At 73.1% G+C, this 19,728-nt stretch carries 17 protein-coding genes and 1 pseudogene; 6 read left to right on the forward strand and 12 right to left on the reverse strand.

What is annotated here, in order from left to right:
* The first annotated feature begins 97 nt into the window (after positions 1-97).
* Entirely contained in the window at positions 98-1,432 is a 1,335-nt protein-coding gene (locus B446_RS02780; RefSeq protein ID WP_020937881.1) for a cytochrome P450, read from the forward strand.
* Positions 1,433-1,503: 71 nt separating this feature from the next.
* On the opposite strand, the gene B446_RS02785 is transcribed toward B446_RS02780, so the two are convergent.
* Complete coding sequence (locus B446_RS02785; RefSeq protein WP_020937882.1) at positions 1,504-1,947, reverse strand: hypothetical protein; 444 nt, start codon at positions 1,945-1,947, stop codon at positions 1,504-1,506.
* The gene (locus B446_RS02790; protein ID WP_043474603.1) at positions 1,944-2,447 is read right to left on the reverse strand and encodes a MarR family winged helix-turn-helix transcriptional regulator; all 504 of its coding nucleotides are present in this window, start codon (positions 2,445-2,447) and stop codon (positions 1,944-1,946) included. Before B446_RS02790 ends, B446_RS02785 begins: the two co-directional genes overlap by 4 nt.
* A 142-nt stretch (positions 2,448-2,589) precedes the next feature.
* Between B446_RS02790 and B446_RS02795 the strand changes: the two genes are divergently transcribed.
* Positions 2,590-3,552: an alpha/beta fold hydrolase gene (locus B446_RS02795; protein ID WP_078614874.1), complete on the forward strand. Its 963-nt coding sequence runs from the start codon at positions 2,590-2,592 to the stop codon at positions 3,550-3,552.
* 18 nt (positions 3,553-3,570) lie between these two features.
* On the opposite strand, the gene B446_RS02800 is transcribed toward B446_RS02795, so the two are convergent.
* The 3 genes from B446_RS02800 to B446_RS02810 form a co-directional block, all read right to left on the reverse strand.
* On the reverse strand, positions 3,571-3,993 hold the full coding sequence (locus B446_RS02800) for a hypothetical protein (protein WP_020937885.1): 423 nt from the start codon (positions 3,991-3,993) through the stop codon (positions 3,571-3,573).
* A 198-nt stretch (positions 3,994-4,191) separates the two neighbouring features.
* A complete protein-coding gene (locus B446_RS02805; RefSeq protein WP_052352111.1) occupies positions 4,192-5,781 on the reverse strand; it encodes an alpha/beta fold hydrolase in 1,590 nt (529 codons plus the stop codon).
* A gap of 221 nt (positions 5,782-6,002) precedes the next feature.
* The gene (locus B446_RS02810) at positions 6,003-6,464 is read right to left on the reverse strand and encodes a MarR family winged helix-turn-helix transcriptional regulator (protein ID WP_020937887.1); all 462 of its coding nucleotides are present in this window, start codon (positions 6,462-6,464) and stop codon (positions 6,003-6,005) included.
* 86 nt (positions 6,465-6,550) lie between these two features.
* Between B446_RS02810 and B446_RS02815 the strand changes: the two genes are divergently transcribed.
* Positions 6,551-7,399 carry an SDR family oxidoreductase gene (locus B446_RS02815; RefSeq protein WP_020937888.1) on the forward strand — a complete coding sequence of 283 codons (849 nt, stop codon included), beginning with the start codon at positions 6,551-6,553 and terminating at the stop codon, positions 7,397-7,399.
* An 81-nt stretch (positions 7,400-7,480) separates the two neighbouring features.
* Here B446_RS02815 and B446_RS02820 read toward each other — a convergent pair whose 3' ends face one another.
* Positions 7,481-8,128 carry a dihydrofolate reductase family protein gene (locus B446_RS02820; RefSeq protein WP_020937889.1) on the reverse strand — a complete coding sequence of 216 codons (648 nt, stop codon included), beginning with the start codon at positions 8,126-8,128 and terminating at the stop codon, positions 7,481-7,483.
* Positions 8,129-8,474: 346 nt separating this feature from the next.
* Between B446_RS02820 and B446_RS02825 the strand changes: the two genes are divergently transcribed.
* Complete coding sequence (locus B446_RS02825; RefSeq protein WP_043474609.1) at positions 8,475-12,263, forward strand: family 78 glycoside hydrolase catalytic domain; 3,789 nt, start codon at positions 8,475-8,477, stop codon at positions 12,261-12,263.
* 70 nt (positions 12,264-12,333) lie between these two features.
* Here B446_RS02825 and B446_RS02830 read toward each other — a convergent pair whose 3' ends face one another.
* Together B446_RS02830 and B446_RS02835 are read right to left on the reverse strand one after the other, a co-directional pair.
* A complete protein-coding gene (locus B446_RS02830; protein WP_020937891.1) occupies positions 12,334-12,882 on the reverse strand; it encodes a PaaI family thioesterase in 549 nt (182 codons plus the stop codon).
* Between the two features lie 58 nt (positions 12,883-12,940).
* Positions 12,941-13,240 (reverse strand): putative quinol monooxygenase, encoded by a 300-nt coding sequence (locus B446_RS02835; protein ID WP_020937892.1) that lies wholly within the window; start codon positions 13,238-13,240, stop codon positions 12,941-12,943.
* 118 nt (positions 13,241-13,358) lie between these two features.
* On the opposite strand from B446_RS02835, the gene B446_RS02840 reads away from it, so the two are divergent.
* Positions 13,359-14,318 carry a GlxA family transcriptional regulator gene (locus B446_RS02840; RefSeq protein WP_043474611.1) on the forward strand — a complete coding sequence of 320 codons (960 nt, stop codon included), beginning with the start codon at positions 13,359-13,361 and terminating at the stop codon, positions 14,316-14,318.
* Between the two features lie 18 nt (positions 14,319-14,336).
* Here B446_RS02840 and B446_RS02845 read toward each other — a convergent pair whose 3' ends face one another.
* The 3 genes from B446_RS02845 to B446_RS02855 all read right to left on the reverse strand — a co-directional run bounded on the left by B446_RS02845 (position 14,337) and on the right by B446_RS02855 (position 16,470).
* Complete coding sequence (locus B446_RS02845; RefSeq protein ID WP_020937894.1) at positions 14,337-14,699, reverse strand: response regulator; 363 nt, start codon at positions 14,697-14,699, stop codon at positions 14,337-14,339.
* A 145-nt stretch (positions 14,700-14,844) separates the two neighbouring features.
* Positions 14,845-15,690 carry a maleylpyruvate isomerase family mycothiol-dependent enzyme gene (locus B446_RS02850; RefSeq protein ID WP_052352112.1) on the reverse strand — a complete coding sequence of 282 codons (846 nt, stop codon included), beginning with the start codon at positions 15,688-15,690 and terminating at the stop codon, positions 14,845-14,847.
* Positions 15,691-15,840: 150 nt separating this feature from the next.
* Positions 15,841-16,470 carry a hypothetical protein gene (locus B446_RS02855; protein ID WP_043474614.1) on the reverse strand — a complete coding sequence of 210 codons (630 nt, stop codon included), beginning with the start codon at positions 16,468-16,470 and terminating at the stop codon, positions 15,841-15,843.
* 280 nt (positions 16,471-16,750) lie between these two features.
* Here B446_RS02855 and B446_RS36795 point away from each other — a divergent pair.
* Positions 16,751-17,845: pseudogene (locus B446_RS36795) on the forward strand (low temperature requirement protein A); the annotation flags it as partial.
* Positions 17,846-17,902: 57 nt separating this feature from the next.
* Here B446_RS36795 and B446_RS02865 read toward each other — a convergent pair.
* On the reverse strand, positions 17,903-19,723 hold the full coding sequence (locus tag B446_RS02865) for an MOSC and FAD-binding oxidoreductase domain-containing protein (RefSeq protein WP_020937898.1): 1,821 nt from the start codon (positions 19,721-19,723) through the stop codon (positions 17,903-17,905).
* Positions 19,724-19,728 lie beyond the last annotated feature (5 nt).

Genomic DNA, 19,728 nt, shown 5'->3' on the forward strand with positions numbered 1-19,728 from the left:
TGCGAGTCCGGGCGGCCACAGGCACGTACGTGGTGCCCGTGCCCCGCGGGGTGCACGGCCGGGCAGCCGGCACCGAAGGTCGACCAGGAGACGGATCATGGACACCGAAGCCGGTCTCGGCTCCCTTCCGCAGCTCCCCGGCGCGGAACGGCCGGTCCCGGTCCCCGAGGCCGGGCCGGAAGTCGTGGAGCGCTGGCGGGCGCGGGGGGGCGAGCTGGTCGATCTGCTGTCCGAGGTGCGCGCACGGGCCGGTGGCGTCGCCGCGTTCCGCCTCGGGCCGGCGCCCACCGTGCTCGTGACCGACCCGCAGGCGGTCCAGCACGTGCTCGCCCGCCGGCCGGAGCGGTACGTCAAGCGCTCCCACCGCGCCCGTCTGCTGGTCGGCGACGGTGTCCTGTCCGCCACGGGCAGGGCGTGGAAGACACAGCGGCGACTGCTGCAAGCCCAGTTCACCGGCACCGGGATGCGCCGCTACGAGCAGCGGATCGACGCTGCGGCGCGCACCACCGCCGACCGCTGGCGCGAGTTCGCCCGCACCGGGCGGACGCTGGATGTCGCGCGCGAGATGCGCCGTTTCGCCCTGGACGCCATCTGGCGCTCCCTCACCGGCCACGCCCTCGACGACGGCACGGAACGCGAACTCACCGCCGTGGAAGCCGTGGCGGCCGCCCTCCCGACGCTGCCCGCGGACGCCTCCGACGCCCGGGACGCCGTCGCCGCCGATCTGGCCCGGATCGACGCGGTCGCCCGGCACGCGATCGAGCGCGCCCGCGACGGGTCGGCGGGCCCGGACGGCCCGGGACTGCTGCACGTGCTGACCGACGCCGCCGGCGAGCGTCCCGAGTACACCGACCGCCTGATCCGCGACGAGCTGGTCACGCTGCTCGTGGCCGGGCACGAGACCACCGCCACCACCCTGACCTGGCTCCATCTGCTCCTCGACCGGCACCCGGGCGCCCGCGCCGACGCGCTCGCCGCCGGCAGCGAAGGCTCCGAGCGACGCCGTCAGGCCGTTCAGGCCCTGATCCACGAGACGCTGCGGCTCTACCCGTCCGCCTGGATCCTGCCTCGCCACGCCGCCGAGGACGACGTGCTGGAGGGCCACACCGTCGAGGCGGGCACCGACATCCTGGTCTGTCCGTACCTCACGCACCGCGATCCCGAACTCTGGCCCGATCCCGAGCACTTCGCCCCCCGGCGCTTCCTCGCCCCGGGCGGACGGCCCACGCACCCGGGCGCCTACTTCCCGTTCGGCCTCGGCCCGCGCGCCTGCCTCGGCATGCAGTTCGCGGTCCGCGAGACGACCGTGCTCCTCGAACACCTGCTTCCGTACACTCCGGCCTTCGCGTCCCTCCCCACGAAGACGGATTACGGCATCACCGTCCGACCCGCCGGCCCCACCCCCGCCACCCTGCGCCCACCCCGCACCTGAGGCACCCTGCCGGCCCGCGTCCACCGGCCGCCCTCACACGGCCCGGCTGCGCTCTGTGCGGGGGCGGGTTGTCAGGCGGTCAGCGCCGCAAGCTCCGCGTTGGCGCGTTCGGTGACCAGGGCGAGGACGCGGCCGGCGGCGGCCAGGTCCTCGGCAGGTATCCCGCCCCAGACGCGCTCGGAGATGGGGGCGGTCGCCGCGCCGACGGCCTCCACCAGCCGGCGCCCTGCGTCCGTGGCGCGAAGGTGCGCCCCGTCCGCGACGAGCAGCTGCCTGGTCAGTAGCTCGTCGACAGTGGCATGGATGTCGGCCAGGTTGGCCTTGAGGGAGCCCCGGACCTGGGTGACGAGATCGTCCCGCGTCTGCGGGGCGTCGGCGGTGACGGCTACGCGCAGGGCGATCTGCTGCTGGAACGTCATGCCGTGCCGGGCCAGGACGTGCTCCAGGACCCCGCGGGCGGCGTAGTGAGCCAGGCCGAGGGCGCGGGCGTTGGCGGCGGGTGCAGTGGCGGTCATGGTGTTGCCCCCTGAGTTGTCTGGTCGTTCGGTACGGATGGTGCGAGAGGTGCGAGAGGTGCGTCGAGCAGGGTCGTCAGCTCGTCGGTGAACGCGCGCGTCCGCGGGGCGTCGAGGCCACCGAGGGGTTCCAGCAACTGCTGATGCAATTCCTGGACCACCGCGATGGCCTGCCGCGTGACGGCTTGGCCCTGCTCGGTGAGGGCGAGCTGCATGGCGCGCGGGTCGCGGGGATCGCGGGTGCGCTCGATCAGGCCGGCCGACTCAAGGGTGCGCGCCAGCTTGGAGACGTACAGCGCCTCCAGCCCGGTGTGGTCGGCGAGTTGACGCTGACTGGGGCGCTCGCCGGCGCGCTGCATGCCGTGCAGCGACGCGACGAGGGAGTACTGGGCGTGGGTGAGGCCCAGCGGATTCACCGCGCGATCGACCGCGACGCGCCACTTGTTGGCGAGCCGCCATACCAGGAAGCCGGGCGTGGGACCCGATGAACCGTTGCTCATGACAAATAGAGTACATGGCTACTATGTCTATGGCTACTATCCTCTGGCGAAACGACGGCGCTCCCGAACAGGGCCACACCTTCCCCGTGTCCGCGTCCGCGTCGCGCACCGCCCCGAAGATCGCGCGCGTACGCTCGTGACCATGGTCGAGCATCGCATGGTCGAGGTGAACGGCGTCCGGCTGCACATCGCGGAGCAGGGCGAGGGCCCGCTGGTGGTGCTCCTGCACGGCTTCCCCGAGTCGTGGCACTCCTGGCACCGCCAGTTCGGCCCGCTGACCGAGGCCGGGTTCCGGGTGGTCGCGCCCGACCAGCGGGGCTACGGGCGCAGCGACCGCCCCGCGGACGTCGAGTCGTACACCATCCTCCACCTGGTCGGCGACGTGGTCGGCCTGATCCGGGCGCTGGGCGAGGAGAGGGCGTACGTGGTCGGGCACGACTGGGGGGCGCCGGTCGCCTGGCACACCGCGCTGCTGCGCCCGGACCTGGTGCTCGGGGTGGCGGGGCTGAGCGTACCGCCGCCGTTCCGGGGGACGCAGCCGCCGCTGGCCGCCATGGAGGAGAGGTTCGGCGGTCGCTTCTACTGGAACTACTTCGCCCGGCCCGGTGTCGCCGACGCGGAGTTCGGACGGGACCCGCGGACCGCGCTGCGGAAGTTCTTCCACTGGGCCTCCGGCGACGCTCCCGGCTCCGGCGAGGACAGGCAGCCGCTGGTCGACCCCGGGCGTGGCTGGCTGGCGGCCATGCCGGAACCGGAGGTCCAGCCGGAGTGGTTCACCGAGGAGGACCTCGACGTGTTGGCCGACAGCTTCTCCGAGGGCTTCACCGGTGCCCTGAACTGGTACCGCAACCTGGACCGCAACTGGGAGCTGACCGCTCCCTGGCACGGCGCGGTCGTCACCCCGCCCTCCCTGTACGTCTACGGCGACCGCGACCTCGTCCCCGCCTTCCCCGGCATGCCCGAACTCATCGCGAAGCTCCCCCGGTTGATGCCCGGCCTGCGGCGCGAGCCGGTGAAGCTGGCCGGCTGCGGGCACTGGACCCAGCAGGAACGTCCGCAGGAGGTGAACGAGGCCCTTGTCGCCTTCCTCCGGTCCTGCCCCTGACGAGGCCGGGGTGCCGGGTCAGGAACCGCCGGCCGGGGCCCAGGGCTTCTGTGGCGGCTGCGGAGCGTCCAGCGCGCCGCGGAACATCTCCTTGAGGCTCTTGGGCGGAGCCTCCCTCTCCTCCGTCGAATGCACGAGTCGCGCCGTCGTCACCCGTAGGTGGCACTCGCGGTGCCGTTGCCTGACGATGACCAGCCACTCGCCGTCCCGGGTGACCAGGGCGTGCCGTGCGGGCACGTCCCCGGGCTTGGCGTGCCGGGCGATCACCTGGGGCACGTAGTTCAGCGCCGCGTCCTCGGCCGCTGCGAGGGCCTGCGCCTCGTCCCCCTCGATGTGGTGGGTGCCCACCAGCATCCAGCGGTGCAACTTCAGTTCCACGCCGTCCGCGCGCTCGGTGAGCCGGGTGTCCTCCTCGATGAGGACGTACCACTCAGCAGTCATGGTCGGTGCCTGCTCTTCGTTCCAGGGCCTGGTGGGCCGACGAGCGGTCGTCCGGGCGTCGGCGGGGCCCCGCCTCCGCCGTCCCCGACCGCGCCGGACAGCGTGTTCCCTGTCCGGCCCGTGCATCCTGCCATGTGGATCATGGACGTCGGCCACCCGACCCCGGGCACCGGCCTGCCGCCGTGCGGGGGACGTGCGTCAGAAGCGGGGGGCCTGCGGGGTGCGCTCCGGCGCGGGCGTGACGCGCTGGTTCAGTCCCGGCCGCTGGTGATCCGGTGCCTCGCAGGTGACGTCCCTCGTCGGCAGCCGTCCGTCGCTGAGGTAGGCGTTGACGGCGCGGTCGGCGCAGGCCCGCGGGTCACCGGCGTACACGCCGTGGCCCTCGCCGCCCTTGACGTACACCATGCGCGAGCCCTTGAGGGCGTGGTGCATGCCGAGGCCGCTGACCAGCGGCGTCTGCGGGTCCCACTGGTTCTGGACGGTGAGCAGGCCGACGCCGGTGTCCACCTTGGTGACGGGCTCGGCCGGCCTGCCCCAGAACGCGCAGGGGGTGATGTTGGAGCCGAAGTCCCCGTAGAGGGGGTACCTGGCCCGGTCCCGGACGGCGTCGCGCCGGTACTGCTCCGGGTCACGGGGCCAGGCCGAGGTGTCCCCGCAGACCACGGTCCAGAAGACGGCGGTCCCGTTGTCCGCCGACGGGCTCGCAGCCGCGGCCGCGGACGGGTGCGCAGCCCGCTGGGAGTCGGGCGCGGCCCGCCGGTGGTGGGCCACGTGGCCGGCGGCCGTCCTCTTCAGGTCCGCGACGAGCTCGGCGGCGTACTCGGGGCTGAAGAACTGGGCGCGCAGGGAGGCCCGGATGTCGTCCCCGGTGAGTTTTCGCCCGTCGTGGTCGACGGGGGTGCGATCGGCCCGGGCGACGAGGTCCCAGAACGTATTGCGCACCGCGGCCGGGGTGTCGCCCAGCCCGTAGGTCCGGTGGTGCCGGGCGGTCCACTTCGTCCAGCGGGCGAAGGCCGGCTCGGCGCCCTCCGCCCACACCTGGATCATCCCGCGCCAGGCCCGCGCGGGGTCGACCGAGCTGTCCAGCACGAAGCGGTCGGTCCGCCGGGGGAACATCTGCGCGTAGACGGCGCCGAGGTACGTGCCGTACGAGTAGCCCAGATAGGAGAGCCTGCGCTCGCCCAGGACGGTGCGTATGACGTCCATGTCGCGGGCGGTGTTGCGCGTGGTGATGTACCGGAGCCTGTCGCCGTTCCGTGCCCGGCACTTGTCGGCGACGGTCCGGGCCCATTTGACGTCGTGGCTGAACGTCGCCTGCCGGTAGGGGTGTTCGATGTTCTCCTCGGCGGTGGTGAGGCCACAGGTCACCGGGCTGCTGCGGCCCACGCCTCGCGGGTCGAACCCGATGAGGTCGTACCGCTCGCGGACCTTCTCGGGCAGCGCGTCCTTCATCACGAGCGGCATGTCCAGGCCCGCTCCGCCCGGGCCGCCCGGGTTGAACAGGAGCACGCCGCGCCGCTTTCCGGCGACGGCGGTCCTGACGCGGGAGACGGCCAGCTTGATGGTCCTGCCGCCGGGCCGGGCGTAGTCGAGCGGGACCTCGACCGTGGCGCACTGGAGGGCGGCGGACTGCGACGCGTCGCATCTGTGCCACGCCGGCCGCTGGTGGGCGAATCTCTGCGACACCGTTGCCGCGGCTCCCTGTTGGCGTGGTGCCGCGGATGCCTGCGCCGGGGCGAGGGCGGGGAGCAGCGTCGCCGTGACGCCCACAGCGAGTAAGGGCGCCATGCGTCCTGTCCGCACGATGGCCGTTCCTTCCGTTCGACTTCCAGGTCTCCACGACCTTTTCGTGCGGCGGCGACGGGCGAATCCCTCTGCGGGGCGGTCCTGCTACGCCTCCGGAGGGACACGGAAAGAGACGTCCGGAGGAGAACCCGAACGGCCCGATCGTCGTCCGCCCTCAGGAGTCGGGCGGAGTCGGGCGGCGTCGGCTTGAGTCGGATGGGACGCTAAGCGTCCTTGTTGGCCTTCAGCTTCTGCCAGACCGTGCTGAGCGCGCGCAGGTCGTCCTCGTCGAGAAGGTCCGTGAAGACGGGGGCGAGGCACTCGCGGCGGGTGGCGTCGGCCGCCTCGAAGAGCCGGTGCCCCTCCGGGGTGAGCGCCACCTCGACGGAGCGGGCGTCGCGGGTCGAGGGGGTGCGGGTGACGAGACCGCGGCTCTGGAGGGCGTCGATGACGCGCGAGACCTGGCTGCGGCTGAGCATGGTGCTGTTGCCGAGCACCGACGCCGGGACGGGGTCGGGGCTGGACGCCAGCCAGAGCAGCACCTCGAACCAGGAGACAGGCAGGTCGTGCGCCTTGGACAGGGCGCGGTCCACGCGGTCCGTGAGGACGGTTCCGGCCCAGACCAGCCCGTAGAAGGCGTGGTCGGCCACGGGCATCTCGGCCGGCGGGAGCTTCTTCTTCGGCATGCTCCCCAGCCTAGCGGTTGCGTGTACACGCACGTAAGTGCACTATGGTGTGTGTACACGCACCTAAATGTGAAAGCAGGCTTCCCATGTCCTCCCAGTCCCCCAAGGTCGTCCTCATCACCGGCACCTCCTCCGGCATCGGCCTGGCCGCGGCCGTCGCCGCCGCCCGCGCCGGCTGGACGACCGTCGCCACGCTGCGCGACCCCAGCCGCTCCGACACACTGCGCAAGGCCGCCGCGGACGCGGGCGTGGAGCTCGACATCCGCCGGCTCGACGTCACCGACGAGACCTCGATCACGGAGGCGGTCGACGGTCTGCTGGCCGACTACGGCCGACTGGACGCCGTCGTCAACAACGCGGGCGCCGGACACCTCGGCACCCTGGAGAACGAGCCGGTGGCCGAGGTCCGCAAGGTCATGGAGGTCAACTTCTTCGGCGTGCTGAACGTCTCGAAGGCCGCGATGCCCCACCTGCGTGCCTCCGGCGGCCGCCTCATCACCGTGACCAGCGTCGGCGGCGTGGTCGGGCAGCCGTTCAACGAGGCTTACTGCGCCGCCAAGTTCGCCGTCGAGGGGTACATGGAGTCCCTCGCCCCGGTGGCGGCGGCGCACGGCGTCTCCGTCACCGTGATCGAACCCGGCGCCGTGGCCACCGAGTTCGTGGCCAACGCGGGTGTCGACCTGGAGGGTGCCGTGGCGGCGGCCGGGGTCTACGGGCCACAGCTCGACGCCTACCTGAACCGTACGGTGGGGCAGTTCCTCGACGGCGCGCAGACCGCCGAGGGAGCCGCCGAGTCGGTCCTCGAGGCACTGACCGCACAGCGGCCCGCCTTCCGCCTCCAGACCTCCGAATGGGCCCGCGGCTTCGTCGGCACCAAGCTCTCCGACGTGGACGGCTCGGCGGTCGTCGGCCTCACCAGCGGCTGGGTCGCCTGAGCCCGGGCCCAGCCCGCAGCACGAGCGACGCGACCCTCGGCCCCGACCGCCCCACACACGCCTCGGGGCCGCCCGCGCCGGTCACTTGTGCCAGAACAGATGGTGTGTGACCGCGCCGCTCGGGCTGGGTACGACATCGCGGTGGAAGCGGTCGAGCAGTTCCTCGGGCGACTCCCACAGCCGCGTGCCGGAGCCGAGTTTCATCGGCGAGACCGCCACGTGCAGGGTGTCGACGAGGTCGGCGTCGAGGAACTCCCGGATGGTGGTGGCCCCGCCGCCCAGCCGCACGTCCTTGCCCTGCGCCGCCTCCCGCGCCATGGCGAGGACCGTGGCCGGGTCGTCGTCGACGAAGTGGAACGTGGTGTCGGAGAGGGTGAACGAGGGGCGCTGGTGATGGGTCATGACGAACACCGGCGTGTGGAACGGGGGCTCGTCGCCCCACCAGCCGAGCCACTCGTGGTCCCGCCAAGGGCCGCGCTGCGGGCCGAACTTGTTGCGCCCCATGATCTCGGCGCCGATGTTGTGGGAGAAGTCCCGCGTCAGGTAATCGTCGAGACCGCGGCTGCCGCCGGGTTCGGTGCGATTGGGCCAGCTCGCCGTGGCGCCCGCCCAGGCGAACATCTCCCTGGGGTCGGCGTGCCCGAAGGGCCGCTCCAGGCTCTGGTTCTCGCCCGCGCCGTATCCGTCGCTGGAGACGTTGAAGTTCTGGACTTTCAGTAGCTGCTTCACCTGGCTCCTCCTGCGTGTTCCATGAAAGGCAGACCCCCGGAACCAGGAAAACTCATCGCCGGGCCCATGTCCCGTCACGGGAGCGATGTCGGCGCGCCGTTCCCCGCGCCGGCGCGCCGCCCGGTCGTCACCGGTACCCCCCGCGCGAAGGGCGCGAAGGTGTGGCTGAAGAGGGCACAACAGCCCCCTTGACCCCAACCCTCAACTCCCATACGTTGCCACCGCATTGAGATATTGAATCGTTTCATTGCCATGTCTCCAGTCATGCCCACGTCATGCCGTCTCCGCTCCGCCACGCCCAGCCGCCCCGTCCTGCTTCGCCCGCCCTGCGTGAAGGAGAACTCCGTTGGCCAGCTCGACCACTCCCCCCACTCCCCCCACTCCCCCCACGCCTCCCGCATCCGCTGCCGCTCCCGCCTCTCCCGGCGCCCAACCCCCCGTCACCCGCCGCCACTTCCTCGGCACGGCGTCGGCGCTGGCGGCGGGCGCCGCCCTCGCCGCGGGCAGCGTGACTGCGCTCGCCGGACGGGCCCAGGCGGCTGCCCGCGCGCCGCACGCGGAGCCCGTCGGCCTGTCGACGGCACACTGGATCTGGTATCCGGAAGGCGATCCGCGCACCCAAGCCCCCGCCGGGCACCGCTACTTCCGGACCCGGTTCACCGTCGCCGACGGCGCGGTGTCCGACGCCCAGCTCGTCGTCACCGGTGACGACACCATCGACGTGTGGCTCAACGGCACGCCCCTCGCCGGTTCCCCCAGAGTCGCCGACTCCTGGCGGAACGCCCTGTACGTGGACCTGCGGTGGGCTCTGACCCCGGGGACGAACACCCTCGCGCTGGCCTGCCGCAACCAGGGCGGCCCGGCCGGTGTCATCGGGCGCGTGCGCGTCGTGGCCGCCGGCGGCACCACGGACGTCGTCACCGGCGGCGGCTGGACGGCGGGCAGGGACGTGCCCGAGGGCTGGGAGCAGCCCGGCTTCGGCGACAGTGCCTGGCCCGCCGCCCGGGACCTCGGCGCCTACGGGACCGCCCCCTGGTACACCCAGGTCGCCGCGCCCGACCTGACGGCGCCGTCGCCGCTGAGTGTGGCCGCCGGCACCGTCGAGCACCGCACCAGCCCGCTCGGGATCGACTCGGCGCGGCCCCGGTTCGGCTGGCGGCTCAACTCCACGGCGCGACAGCAGCGCCAGGCCGCCTACCAGTTGCAGGTGTCGTCCACGGCCGACGGCACCGGCGACCTGTGGGACAGCGGCCAGGTGGCGTCCGGCCGGCAGATCGACGTCGCCTACGCGGGCAGGTGGCTGACGAGCCTGACCCGCTGTCACTGGCGGGTGCGGGTCTGGGACACCCAGGGCCGGGTGAGCCCGTGGAGCGAGCCGCAGTGGTTCGAGACCGGGCTGCTCGCGGCGGCCGACGAGTGGCGCGCCGCGTTCATCGGCCTGCCCGCGGGGCCCGATCTGTCGGGCGCCGGGTGGATCTGGTACCCCGAGGGCGATCCGGCGGCCGGCGTGCCCGCCGGTACCCGCTGCTTCCGCCGTTCCTTCTCCCTGACCGGCGCGCCCACGGGCGCGAGCCTGGTCGTCACCGGGGACGACACCGCGGACGTCTGGGTCAACGGCACGCTGGTGAACTCGTCGCCGCGGGTGACCGACTCGTGGAAGAGCGCCGCGCTGGTCGACGTCACCGCGCACCTCACGGCCGGGGCCAACACGATCGCCGTGGCCTGCCGGAACACCAGCCAGTCCCCGGCCGGGCTGCTGGCCGAGCTGACGGTGGCGGGCGGTCCGACCGTCGTCACCGACACGGCGTGGAAGGCGTCCCAGGACGCGCCGTCCGGCTGGCAGGCGCCCGGGTTCGACGACGGCCAGTGGCCCGCGGCGCGGGCGGTCGCCGCGTACGGCGGCGGGCCGTGGGGGTCGAACGTGCGGATCGTGCGCCCGGCGCCGCTCCTGCGCAGACGGTTCACCGTGGCGAAGCGGGTCGTCTCGGCGCGCTTGCTGACCACCGCTCTCGGACTCCACGAGACGCGGCTCAACGGTACGAAGGTGGGCGACGACGTCCTGGCACCCGGCTGGACCGACTACGCCCAGCGCGTGCAGTACCGGGTCCTCGACGTCACCGGGCAGATCCGGCAGGGCACGAACGCGCTCGCCGCCTGGCTGGGCAACGGCTGGTACTCCGGCGGTCTCGGCTTCGCCGGCAGTCAGCACTACGGCACCCGGCCCTGGTACGCGGCACAACTGCACCTCACCTTCACCGACGGCACCACGCAGGTGGTCGCCACGGACGGCGACTGGAAGGCCGGCACGGGCGCCGTCCGGGCGGACGACCTGTACGACGGCGAGACGTACGACGCCCGACTGCACGTCGACGGCTGGGACGAGGCCGAGTTCGACGACGGCGGCTGGGCGGCGGCCGCCGTCCGCGACGGAACCGCGCCGCACCTGGTCGCCCAGGTGGACAACGGCGTCACCGTCCGGCACGAGTTCCGTCCCGTGGCGATCACCCAGCCGCAGCCCGACGTGTGGATCTTCGACATGGGGCAGAACTTCACCGGCCGCAACCGCATCGCGCTCGGCGGCGCCGCGGGCACCACGGTGACGGTCCGCCACGGCGAGGTCCTGAACCCGGACGGCACGCTGTACACCACCAACCTGCGCGCGGCGCGGGCCACCGACCGATTCACCCTCGCGGGCACCGGGCGCACCGAGACGTACGAGCCTCGCTTCACCGTCCACGGCTACCGCTACGTCGAACTCACCGGTCTCCCGGCGGGGTTCCGGCCCGACGCCGACACCGTGACCGGGCGCGCGATGTGGACGGACGCCGCGCAACCGGGCACGTTCGACACCTCGGACGCGCTCGTCAACCAGCTCCAGCACAACATCGTGTGGGGCGAGCGCGGCAACATGCTGTCGATCCCGACCGACTGCCCCCAGCGCGACGAACGGCTCGGCTGGACGGGCGACATCGCCGCCTTCTGCGCGACGTCCACCTTCAATCTGGACACCCACGCCTTCCTCGCCAAGTTCGCCGACGACCTGACGGACGCCCAGCAGGCCGACGGCGCCTTCACCGATGTCGCACCCGCCGTGATCAGCGGCGCCGGAACGGCCGGCTGGGGGGACGCGGGAGTGATCGTCCCGTACACGGTGTGGCAGCGGTTCGGCGATCTCGGCGTCGTCGACCGGCACTTCACGGCCATGGCGCGCTGGGTCGACTACCTGCGCGGCACCGCGGGCAGCGACCTGATCCGCGACCGGCAGACCTTCGGCGACTGGCTCAACGTCAACGACGACACCGCCCAGAACCTCGTCTGCACCGCGTACTTCGCGTGGTCGGCGCGGCTCGTCGCGCGCATGGCGGCGGCCACCGGCCGTACGGCCGAGGCCACTTCGTACGGGCGGCTGGCCGACCAGGTGGCGGCGGCCTTCACCGCGCGGTTCGTGGCGGACGACGGCACCGTCCGCGGCAACACCCAGACCGGCTATGTGCTGGCCCTGGCCTTCGAGTTGCTGCCGGCGTCCCTGGTCCAGCCGGCCGCGGACAAGCTGGCCGCGAAGGTCGCCGCCACGAACGGGCACCTCAGCGTCGGCTTCCTCGGCGTCGAGAACCTGCTGCCCGTCCTGGCGGACCACGGGCACGTGGACACGGCGTACCGGATCCTGCTCCAGCGCGGCTTCCCGGGCTGGGGCTACATGATCGAGCACGGGGCGACCACGATCTGGGAGCGCTGGGACGGCATCCGTACCGACGGCTCGTTCAACGACCCGGGCATGAACTCGTTCAACCACTACGGTCTGGGGTCGGTGGGCGACTTCCTCTACCGCCGCGTCGGCGGGCTCGCTCCGGCCGGCCCCGGCTACGCCTCCCTCCGCGTCGCACCTCGCCCCGGGGGCGGCCTGACCTCCGCGCGCAGCACCTACGACACCGCCTACGGCACCGCGACCAGCAGTTGGTCGATCTCCGGCGGACAACTGCGGCTGGACGTGACGGTGCCGGTCAACACCTTCGCGACCGTCACCGTGCCCACCTCACGGCCGGGGTCCGTCACCGCCCCCGCCCAGGCCGTCCCGGCCGGCACCGCGAGCTACCACCTGCCCGCCGGGAGCTACACGTTCACGGCGGACAACTGACGGCAGCCCTCCGATGGCGGACGGCCGGCGGCCGGCATCCCACGCGGGCACCGGCCGACGGACGCCACCGCTACGGCAGCGGGAAGACGGCGCACGTGGTGGTCGCGTGGGCGTACAACTTCCCGTCCGCGGAGCCGGTGACCCTGGCCTCGGCCGTCGCCGTGGTCCGGCCCGCGTGGATCACGCTGCCCTCGCAGCGCAGGACCGGGGTGTCGGGGAAGACGGGGCGCACCATGTTCACGCCGAGCTGGATCGTGGTGTAGGCGCGCCCCGCGGGGAGTGTCGACATCACGGCGCTGCCGAGGGCCGAGTCGAGGAGCGTGGCGAGGAACCCGCCGTGCACCGTGCCCATGGGGTTGAGCAGGTGCTCGGCGGGTTCGCCCACGAAGACGGCCCGGCCGTGCTCCGCCGCCACGAGACGGAAGCCGAGCGTCCCGCAGATCGGTGCCTGCGGGAACCGGCCCTCGACGCACATCCGGAGCACCTCGAGACCCGAGCGGCCGGCGCCGTCGGCGTAGCTGGTGGGCGGCTCCCACGTGTGCGTCCGGGAGCGGACGCCGGGTTCCGCCTCGCGCGGGGCTCCGGTGTCGGAGGCCGCGACGGAGGGCGTTGATGTCATCGTCGGTGGATCTCCCTGTTCTTCTCGTCGTTCACGTGCTCGGGGCGTGCGGGGCCGCTCAGGGCAGCTTGACCGCGAGCAGGTCGACCGGCCGGATGTCGGGGGCCGAGGCGAGCATGGTGTCCGCGGCGTCCGTGAGCGCGGCGGCGATCCGCCCGCGCAGGTGTTCCGTGCGGTCCTCGTCGTTCTCGAAGGTGTCGAAGACACCGAAGGTGGTCGCGTCCTCGCGGAAGGCGAACCAGGTCACAGTCCCCTTCTCCTCCTCGGCGAGACGCAGGGCCTCGGTCAGCATCCGGGCGATGTCGTCGGCGTACTCGGGCTTGGCTTCGATGCGGGCCAGCAGACCGATGTTGTTCATGACGGGACTTCCTTCGGCTCGGTGCGGTGCCCTGCGGCACCGGCGACACCTCTCACGCTAGGCCGCCGAAGGGTTCGGTCCCAGTGTCGGAAACGGCAGCTCTGATAGCGTTTCCGACATGGATGTCTCCGTGCTCGTGTACGACGGCGTGTTCGACTCGGGGCTCTGCGCGGCCCTGGACGTGCTGGAGGCGGCCAACGCCATGCGCGGCGAACTGCCTCAGCCACCGCCCGCCTGGAACGTCCGGACGATCGCCTTCACCCCGCGGGTGCGCACCGGCGCCGGGCACGTCGTCACGGCGGAGCCCGCGGGGACCACGGACGGCACGGAACTGCTCCTCGTGCCCGCACTGGCCGAGCGCAGGCCGGAGCAGCTGCTGGAGCGGGTCGGCGGTGCCGGTCTTGCCGAGGTGCGCGATCTGGTCGCCGAGCACCGGGGCCGGGACGCGCCCGTGGCCTCGGCCTGCACGGGCACCTTCCTGCTCGCCGAGTCGGGCGTGCTCGACGGCCGCCGCGCGACGACGACCTGGTGGCTGGCGCCCGTCTTCCGCCGCCGTTACCCGAAGGTCGTGCTCGACGAGAGCAGCATGGTGACCGCCACGCAGGGGGTGACCACGGCGGGTGCCGCCTTCGGCCACGTCGACCTGGCGCTCGCCGTCGTGCGGATGACGAGTCCCGCCCTCGCCGACCTGGTCGCCCGCTACCTGGTCGTGGACGAGCGTCCCTCGCAGTCGGCGTACACCATTCCGAGCGCTCTCGCACAGAGCGACCCGCTGATCGCCGCGTTCGAACACTGGGCGCGCCGGCACCTGGACACGCCGAACAGCCTGGCCGAGGCCGCGCGTGCCCTCGGCGTCAGCGAGCGCACGCTCCAGCGCACGGTCCGCCGAGTGCTGAACACCACGCCCGTACGGTTCGTGCAGGACCTGCGGGTCGAGCAGGCCACGCATCTGCTGCGGACCACGGACCTGTCCCTGGAGACCATCGCGCGCAAGGTGGGGTACGAGCACGCCGCCACCCTGCGCGCGCTGCTGCGCGCCCGTACCGGCGCCACCACGGCGGGCCTGCGCACCCGGTGACCGCGGCGGCGCTCCCGGCTAGCGCAGCACCCGGCCCAGTTCGGCGAGCAGCTGGGCGTCGCCGAACGGCTTGGCCAGCAGTCCGGTGGCGCCGGCCGCCTCGCTCTCGTCCACCTGGGACGGCTCCGGCTTGTCGGTCAGCACGATGATCGGCGTGGAGGCGTAACGCTCGTCCTTGCGCGTCTTGCGGATCAGCGAGATGCCGTCCACCTCCGGAACCCCGATATCGGTGATGATCACGTCGTAGGTCCCCTGCGCGGCGACGAGGTCCAGCGCGGCCCCGCCGTCGGCCGCCTCGGTCACCTCGAAGCCGTTGCGTCGCAGGACGTCCCCGACGGCACGGCGCACTCCGTCGGCATCGTCGACCAGCAGGACCTTCATCGCCACGATGTCCTCCCCGTGTCTCTCCTCCTGAACCTGCCTCTGACCACTCACACATCACCGCAGGTCCGCGAACGAAACCTCGCGCCGGGGCGTATGTCGACCCGTCAGGTCCGACCGGTGCGCGGCCGGGCGCGGCGGCGAATCAGAAGGCGGTGTGGGCGAACCAGCGGTCAAGCGTGGCGGGCGGACCGGTCACCTCGAAGGCGCTGTCCTGGTAGGAACGGCGCCCGTAGAGCAGGAGCAGGAGATCGGCGGCCTCGCCTCGCACGGTCGTCCGCGCGTCGGGCGACGCGGTGTCGGCGGCGGCCGCCGCCCGGTCCAGCAGCCGGAATCCGTCCGCGTCCAGCCGGACCCACCACTCCCCGCCGGCGTCAGGACCGGTCTCGTCGGCGCCACCGCCGGTGGCGGCCCCGGCGCACTGGAACACGAGGGTCTCGCCGTCGCCCTTGAGTTCGGCCACGGCCGGGGCGAAGAGATGGGCCTGGGGCAGGTTGACGAGGAACTCGTCGACTCCGTCGGCCGCCAGCTCCGGATCGAGGGATGACGCGTGGCCGGTGGACAGCTCGGCGTCGACCCGGTGCACCAGCGTCTCGAACAGCATCCTGCGGGCCCAGAACCGGGCGTGCTGGTCGGCGCCCCAGGCCCACATGGGGGCCAGCGGGTCCGTGGCCTCCAGCACGGCGGCCACCCGAGGGATGCCCGCCTCGACCCAGCGCGGGTACTCCTGCGCGCTGTCCGGCAGTCCGAGCTCCACCTCGCGGCTGCGCGGCGGCTCCTGCACCAGGCGGGACAGCAGGGCGCTGAACCAGCGCTGCAGGCTCCCCACGTGACGGGTGAGGTCGGCGACGGTCCAGCCCGGGCAGGAGGGCACCGGCGTGGCCGGGTCCACGCCCCGCACCACCTCAACCAGCCGCGCCGTCTCCCGCTCGATCGCCTGCCGGTACGTCGTGTACGGCAACGGATGCGCCGCCGATCGGTCGCTTGCCACTTCGCGTCCGCCCTCTCGCTCGCGGGACCCGCCCCGCCCTCGTGGACCGCACCACCTCGGTGCCGTCGCGTCGCGCCGGACCTCGGCCCGGTCACGGCCTCATGATCCACCATGGCCGGGGGCCGGGCGAGACGGGGTGGGGCGCGGGGCTCAGTAGCGCTGGGCCTTGGCCAGGCGGGGGGTCAGCGGGGGCTCGCCCGACTTCTGGCTGAACACGATGGGCTGGTTCTTCTGCCCGGGTTCGAGGTTCTCCGCCCCCGTGTACCTGGTCTCCACGACGTGGTGGTTGCTGTCCTCGAAGTCGATCTGGACGGCGTAGGACGCCTTGTGGCTGGTCTTGTTGGTGATGGTGACCAGGACGGCGAGGACTCCCCCGGTCTGCGCCTTGGGCATGCCGGTCATGCCGACGTCGGACAGCGCGTTGCCCTGGCCGCTCACGCCCTGGAGTGCCTTCTGGGCGGCCTGCGTCCGCCGTGCGCTCTCCGCCGACACCGACGCCTCGAACTCCGAGGCCCGCGCGGCCGCGGAGGAGGCGGCCGCGGAGACCGAGGCACGTGCGGAGGAGATGGCCGCGGAGGCCGAGGAGGCCAGGGCCGGGGGCATCGTGCCGGAGAACGACGCCGTGTGCGGCGTGCTCGGCGTCCTGCTCGCCGCCGAGCCGGAACCACCGCCGCCACCGCATCCGGCCAGCGCCGCGGAGGCCAGGAAGCACACCAGGAGGACGAAGGGCACGCCGTATCGGCTCAGCCTGCGGGTCCGGACACGGGAAGGGGCATGCATGCGTTCCTCCAGAACGGGGGGCTTGCAGCCATCGTCCGTGCGTGCCCGGCCACGTGCGAGCCGACCCGGGCCTGACGGGTGACACGACGGGGCGCTCCCGGGCAAGCCCTCGTGCGCTCGCGGGCGGCTCCCGGGGGCTCGGGCGGCCTAGCCTCTCGCGGGCGGTGGGCGTGGGTCAGCGGGGAGGAGTGGCATGGCGGGGAGAGACGGGTCCGGGTCCGTGGGGTTTCCTTCGGCGGGTGCCCGGTGCGTGGGGCGCCTGGGGCTACTGGGCCGGGCCATGCCGGGGCGGGATCCCGGGGAGCCGCACCGGACCGCCACGCCGCTGGAACTGCTCTTCGACCTCTGCTTCGTCATCGCGGTGGCGGAGGCGTCGGCGAGTCTGAGCACGGCGGTGGTGGCCGGGCACTACGCCACCGGCTCGCTCCGCTTCGCCCTGGTGTTCTTCACCATCTGGTGGGCGTGGATGAACTTCACCTGGTTCGCGTCGGCGTACGACCCGGACGACGTGCCCTACCGGCTCACGGTGCTGGTGCAGATCACGGGGTCGCTCGTGCTCGCCGCCGGTGTCCCGCGGGCGTTCGAGGACGGGGACCTGCGGGTCGTCACCCTCGGGTACGTCGTGCTCCGGACGTCGCTGGCCGCGCTGTGGCTGCGTGCCGCTCGCTCGGATTCCCGTCGGCGACGCACGGCTCTTCGTTTCGCCGCAGGGGTGACGGCATGTCAGGTGGGCTGGACCGGGGTGGCGTTCGTACCGGGCTCGGTCCGACTGCCGCTGATTCTGGTCATGGTGGTCGCCGAGATCTCCGTGCCGGTCTGGGCGCAGTCCGCCGGGATGACCCCGTGGCATCCGCACCACATCGGTGAGCGGTACGAGTTGTTCACCCTCATCGTGCTCGGTGAGTCCGTCGCGGCCGCGACCAAGGCGGTGCGCGGCGCCTTCGACGTGCGGCAGGGCGCCGCCGGCCTGTACGCGCTCGCGGCGGGCGGCCTGATCGTGGTCTTCTCCATGTGGTGGCTGTACTTCTCCCGGCCGGCCCACACCCTGCTCGCCACCGAGTACCGCGCGCACCGCAAGCGGTTCGTCTGGGCGTACGGGCACTTCCTGGTCTTCGCCTCGGCCGCTGCCGAGGGGGCCGGTCTGGCCGCGTACGCGCAGGTCGTCGCCGGGGGCACCGGGGTCCCGCCGGTGGCGGCCGGGGCGGCGGTCACCGTGCCGCTCGCGGTCTTCCTGGTCACCGTGTGGGTCCTCCAGGTACGGCCGCACCGGCGGCGCGGGCCGGCCGAGGCCGCTTTCCCGGTGGTCGCGGTCGGGGTCCTGGCTGCCGCCCGGGCTCCCGTGCCGGCCGTGGTCGCCGGGCTGCTCGTGGCGGCGCTCGTCGCACTGTCCACCGCGTCGGACGCGGGTCGTGAGGAGGTCTCGGCGATGGTCTCAGAGGTCGAGGACCACTTCGGTGGCCGGGCGGCCGCAGCAGACCAGGGTGGTGCCCGGCTCCGGGGGGTCCAGCGGCTCGGTGGCGTAGGTGATCTCCCCCGCAACCAGTGGCGTGACGCAGGTGTGGCAGACGCCGGTCCTGCAGGACCAGCGGGTGGGGATGTCGCAGGCTTCCGCGAGGTCGAGGAGTGAGGGGTAGGCGGGCGACCAGGCGGTGGTGATGCCGCTGCGGGCGAAGGTGACGCGGGGGCCGGGGCCCGGTGGCCCGGGTGGCTGGTGCGGCCGGACCACGGCGGCGGGGCCGATGCCGGGGGTGAGGGCGGGCAGGGAGCCGAACTGTTCGGTGTGGATCCGCTCGGGGCGCAGGCCCTGGTCGCGCAGGCAGTCGCCGAGGGTGTCCATGAAGGCGGTCGGGCCGCAGAGGTAGGCGTCGGCGTCGGCCGGAATGCCCAGTGCCGCGAGCGTCCGCGCGGTGGGACGTCCCTCGGTGACGTGGGGTGGCGGGTCGGGCCGGGGGCCAGTTCCGGCGGTGTAGAAGAGGTGCTCGTGGGCGTCGGGGAGGCGGGCCAGCAGGTCGTGGCTCTCGGCCGCGAAGGCGTGGTGGGCGCGGTCGTGGGCGGTGTGGATCCACCACAGGGGGCGGGGGTCCCGGTCGGCGGCGAGCCGGTGGAGCATGGCGAGCACCGGCGTGACACCGATCCCCGCGGAGGCGAGGACGACCGGGCCGCTTCCGTCCCGCAGGACGAAGGTGCCGTGGGGGCCGGCGATGTCGACCAGGTCGCCCTGTCGCAGCGTGGCATGGAGGTAGCCGCTGACCTGTCCGTGCGGCTCGTGTTTGACGCTGACCCGGTAGGTGTCGGCCGTGGGCGTGGCGGACAGGGAGTAGCTGCGCACGGCCGGGGCGCCGTCGCCGGTGGTGAGCCGGAGCGAGAGGTACTGGCCCGGGCGGCCCTCGGGCACGGGCACGGGGCTGCCGTGGGTGGCGGTGAGGTGGATGGACGACACCGTGGCCGTCTCGTGCGTGATGCGCGCGACGCGCATGGGCCGGAAACCCGTGCGTGCGGGCTCGTCGCGGGAGGGCGGGGTGTTCGGTGCGGCGGACGGTCGGACGCCGGGCCTTGCGTCCTGCCGGCCGGGGCGCGGTGCGGTCGGGGCGGCCGCCGCGAGCTCGCGGAAGGACTGCTGCCAGCCGGGGCTGAGGGCGGGGATGTTCAGGGCCCTGCGCAGGTGCTCGGGATCACGGTCGGGGAGGTAGAGCAGGGCGTCGGTGTCGGCGACGCTCAGCTCCTGCGGGCCCCTGCGGGTGAGGACGATGTCGTCACCGGCCCGCACACTGCCCTCGGTGATCACGCGCAGGTAGAAGCCGGGACGGTGGTGGGCGACCAGGAGGGCGGCCATGGCGGGTTCGCCCAGGCGCATGCCCACCCGGTAGCAGGTGACCCGGGGCTGGCTGACCTCGAACTCGGCGTCGCCGATGCGGTAGCGGTCACCGATGCACACCTCGTCGTCCGGCAGCCCGTCGACGGTGAAGTTCTCGCCGAAGATCCCGAAGGTCAGGTCGTCGCGGCCGAGTTGTTCGCGCCAGTAGGCGTAGGACTGCGACTGGTAGACGAGGACGGCGCGCATCTCGCCCCCGTGGCCGGCCAGGTCGCCCTGCCCGTCTCCCTCGACGTTCAGCCGTCGTACCCTGCGCGGGCCCCGCACGGGGGTCTTCCAGGCGGCGGTGTGGACCATGCGTCCGTGCCAGGGCACGTCCTTGGGCTTTCCCACGTTGACGGACAGCAGCGTCGCCCGCGCGGGCCTCCTTCCGGTCGCCATCGCGC

The organism is Streptomyces collinus Tu 365 (assembly GCF_000444875.1).
Lineage (GTDB): Bacteria > Actinomycetota > Actinomycetes > Streptomycetales > Streptomycetaceae > Streptomyces > Streptomyces collinus_A.

Coding starts and splice junctions, on each gene's coding strand:
- B446_RS02795 (WP_078614874.1), top strand. CDS start 2,590: ATGGTCGAGCATCGCATGGTCGAGGTGAACGGCGTCCGGCTGCACATC.
- B446_RS02810 (WP_020937887.1), bottom strand. CDS start 6,464: ATGCCGAAGAAGAAGCTCCCGCCGGCCGAGATGCCCGTGGCCGACCAC.
- B446_RS02830 (WP_020937891.1), bottom strand. CDS start 12,882: ATGACATCAACGCCCTCCGTCGCGGCCTCCGACACCGGAGCCCCGCGC.
- B446_RS02785 (WP_020937882.1), bottom strand. CDS start 1,947: ATGACCGCCACTGCACCCGCCGCCAACGCCCGCGCCCTCGGCCTGGCT.
- B446_RS02780 (WP_020937881.1), top strand. CDS start 98: ATGGACACCGAAGCCGGTCTCGGCTCCCTTCCGCAGCTCCCCGGCGCG.
- B446_RS02790 (WP_043474603.1), bottom strand. CDS start 2,447: ATGAGCAACGGTTCATCGGGTCCCACGCCCGGCTTCCTGGTATGGCGG.
- B446_RS02800 (WP_020937885.1), bottom strand. CDS start 3,993: ATGACTGCTGAGTGGTACGTCCTCATCGAGGAGGACACCCGGCTCACC.
- B446_RS02865 (WP_020937898.1), bottom strand. CDS start 19,723: ATGGCGACCGGAAGGAGGCCCGCGCGGGCGACGCTGCTGTCCGTCAAC.
- B446_RS02805 (WP_052352111.1), bottom strand. CDS start 5,781: ATGGCGCCCTTACTCGCTGTGGGCGTCACGGCGACGCTGCTCCCCGCC.
- B446_RS02815 (WP_020937888.1), top strand. CDS start 6,551: ATGTCCTCCCAGTCCCCCAAGGTCGTCCTCATCACCGGCACCTCCTCC.
- B446_RS02840 (WP_043474611.1), top strand. CDS start 13,359: ATGGATGTCTCCGTGCTCGTGTACGACGGCGTGTTCGACTCGGGGCTC.
- B446_RS02845 (WP_020937894.1), bottom strand. CDS start 14,699: ATGAAGGTCCTGCTGGTCGACGATGCCGACGGAGTGCGCCGTGCCGTC.
- B446_RS02835 (WP_020937892.1), bottom strand. CDS start 13,240: ATGAACAACATCGGTCTGCTGGCCCGCATCGAAGCCAAGCCCGAGTAC.
- B446_RS02855 (WP_043474614.1), bottom strand. CDS start 16,470: ATGCATGCCCCTTCCCGTGTCCGGACCCGCAGGCTGAGCCGATACGGC.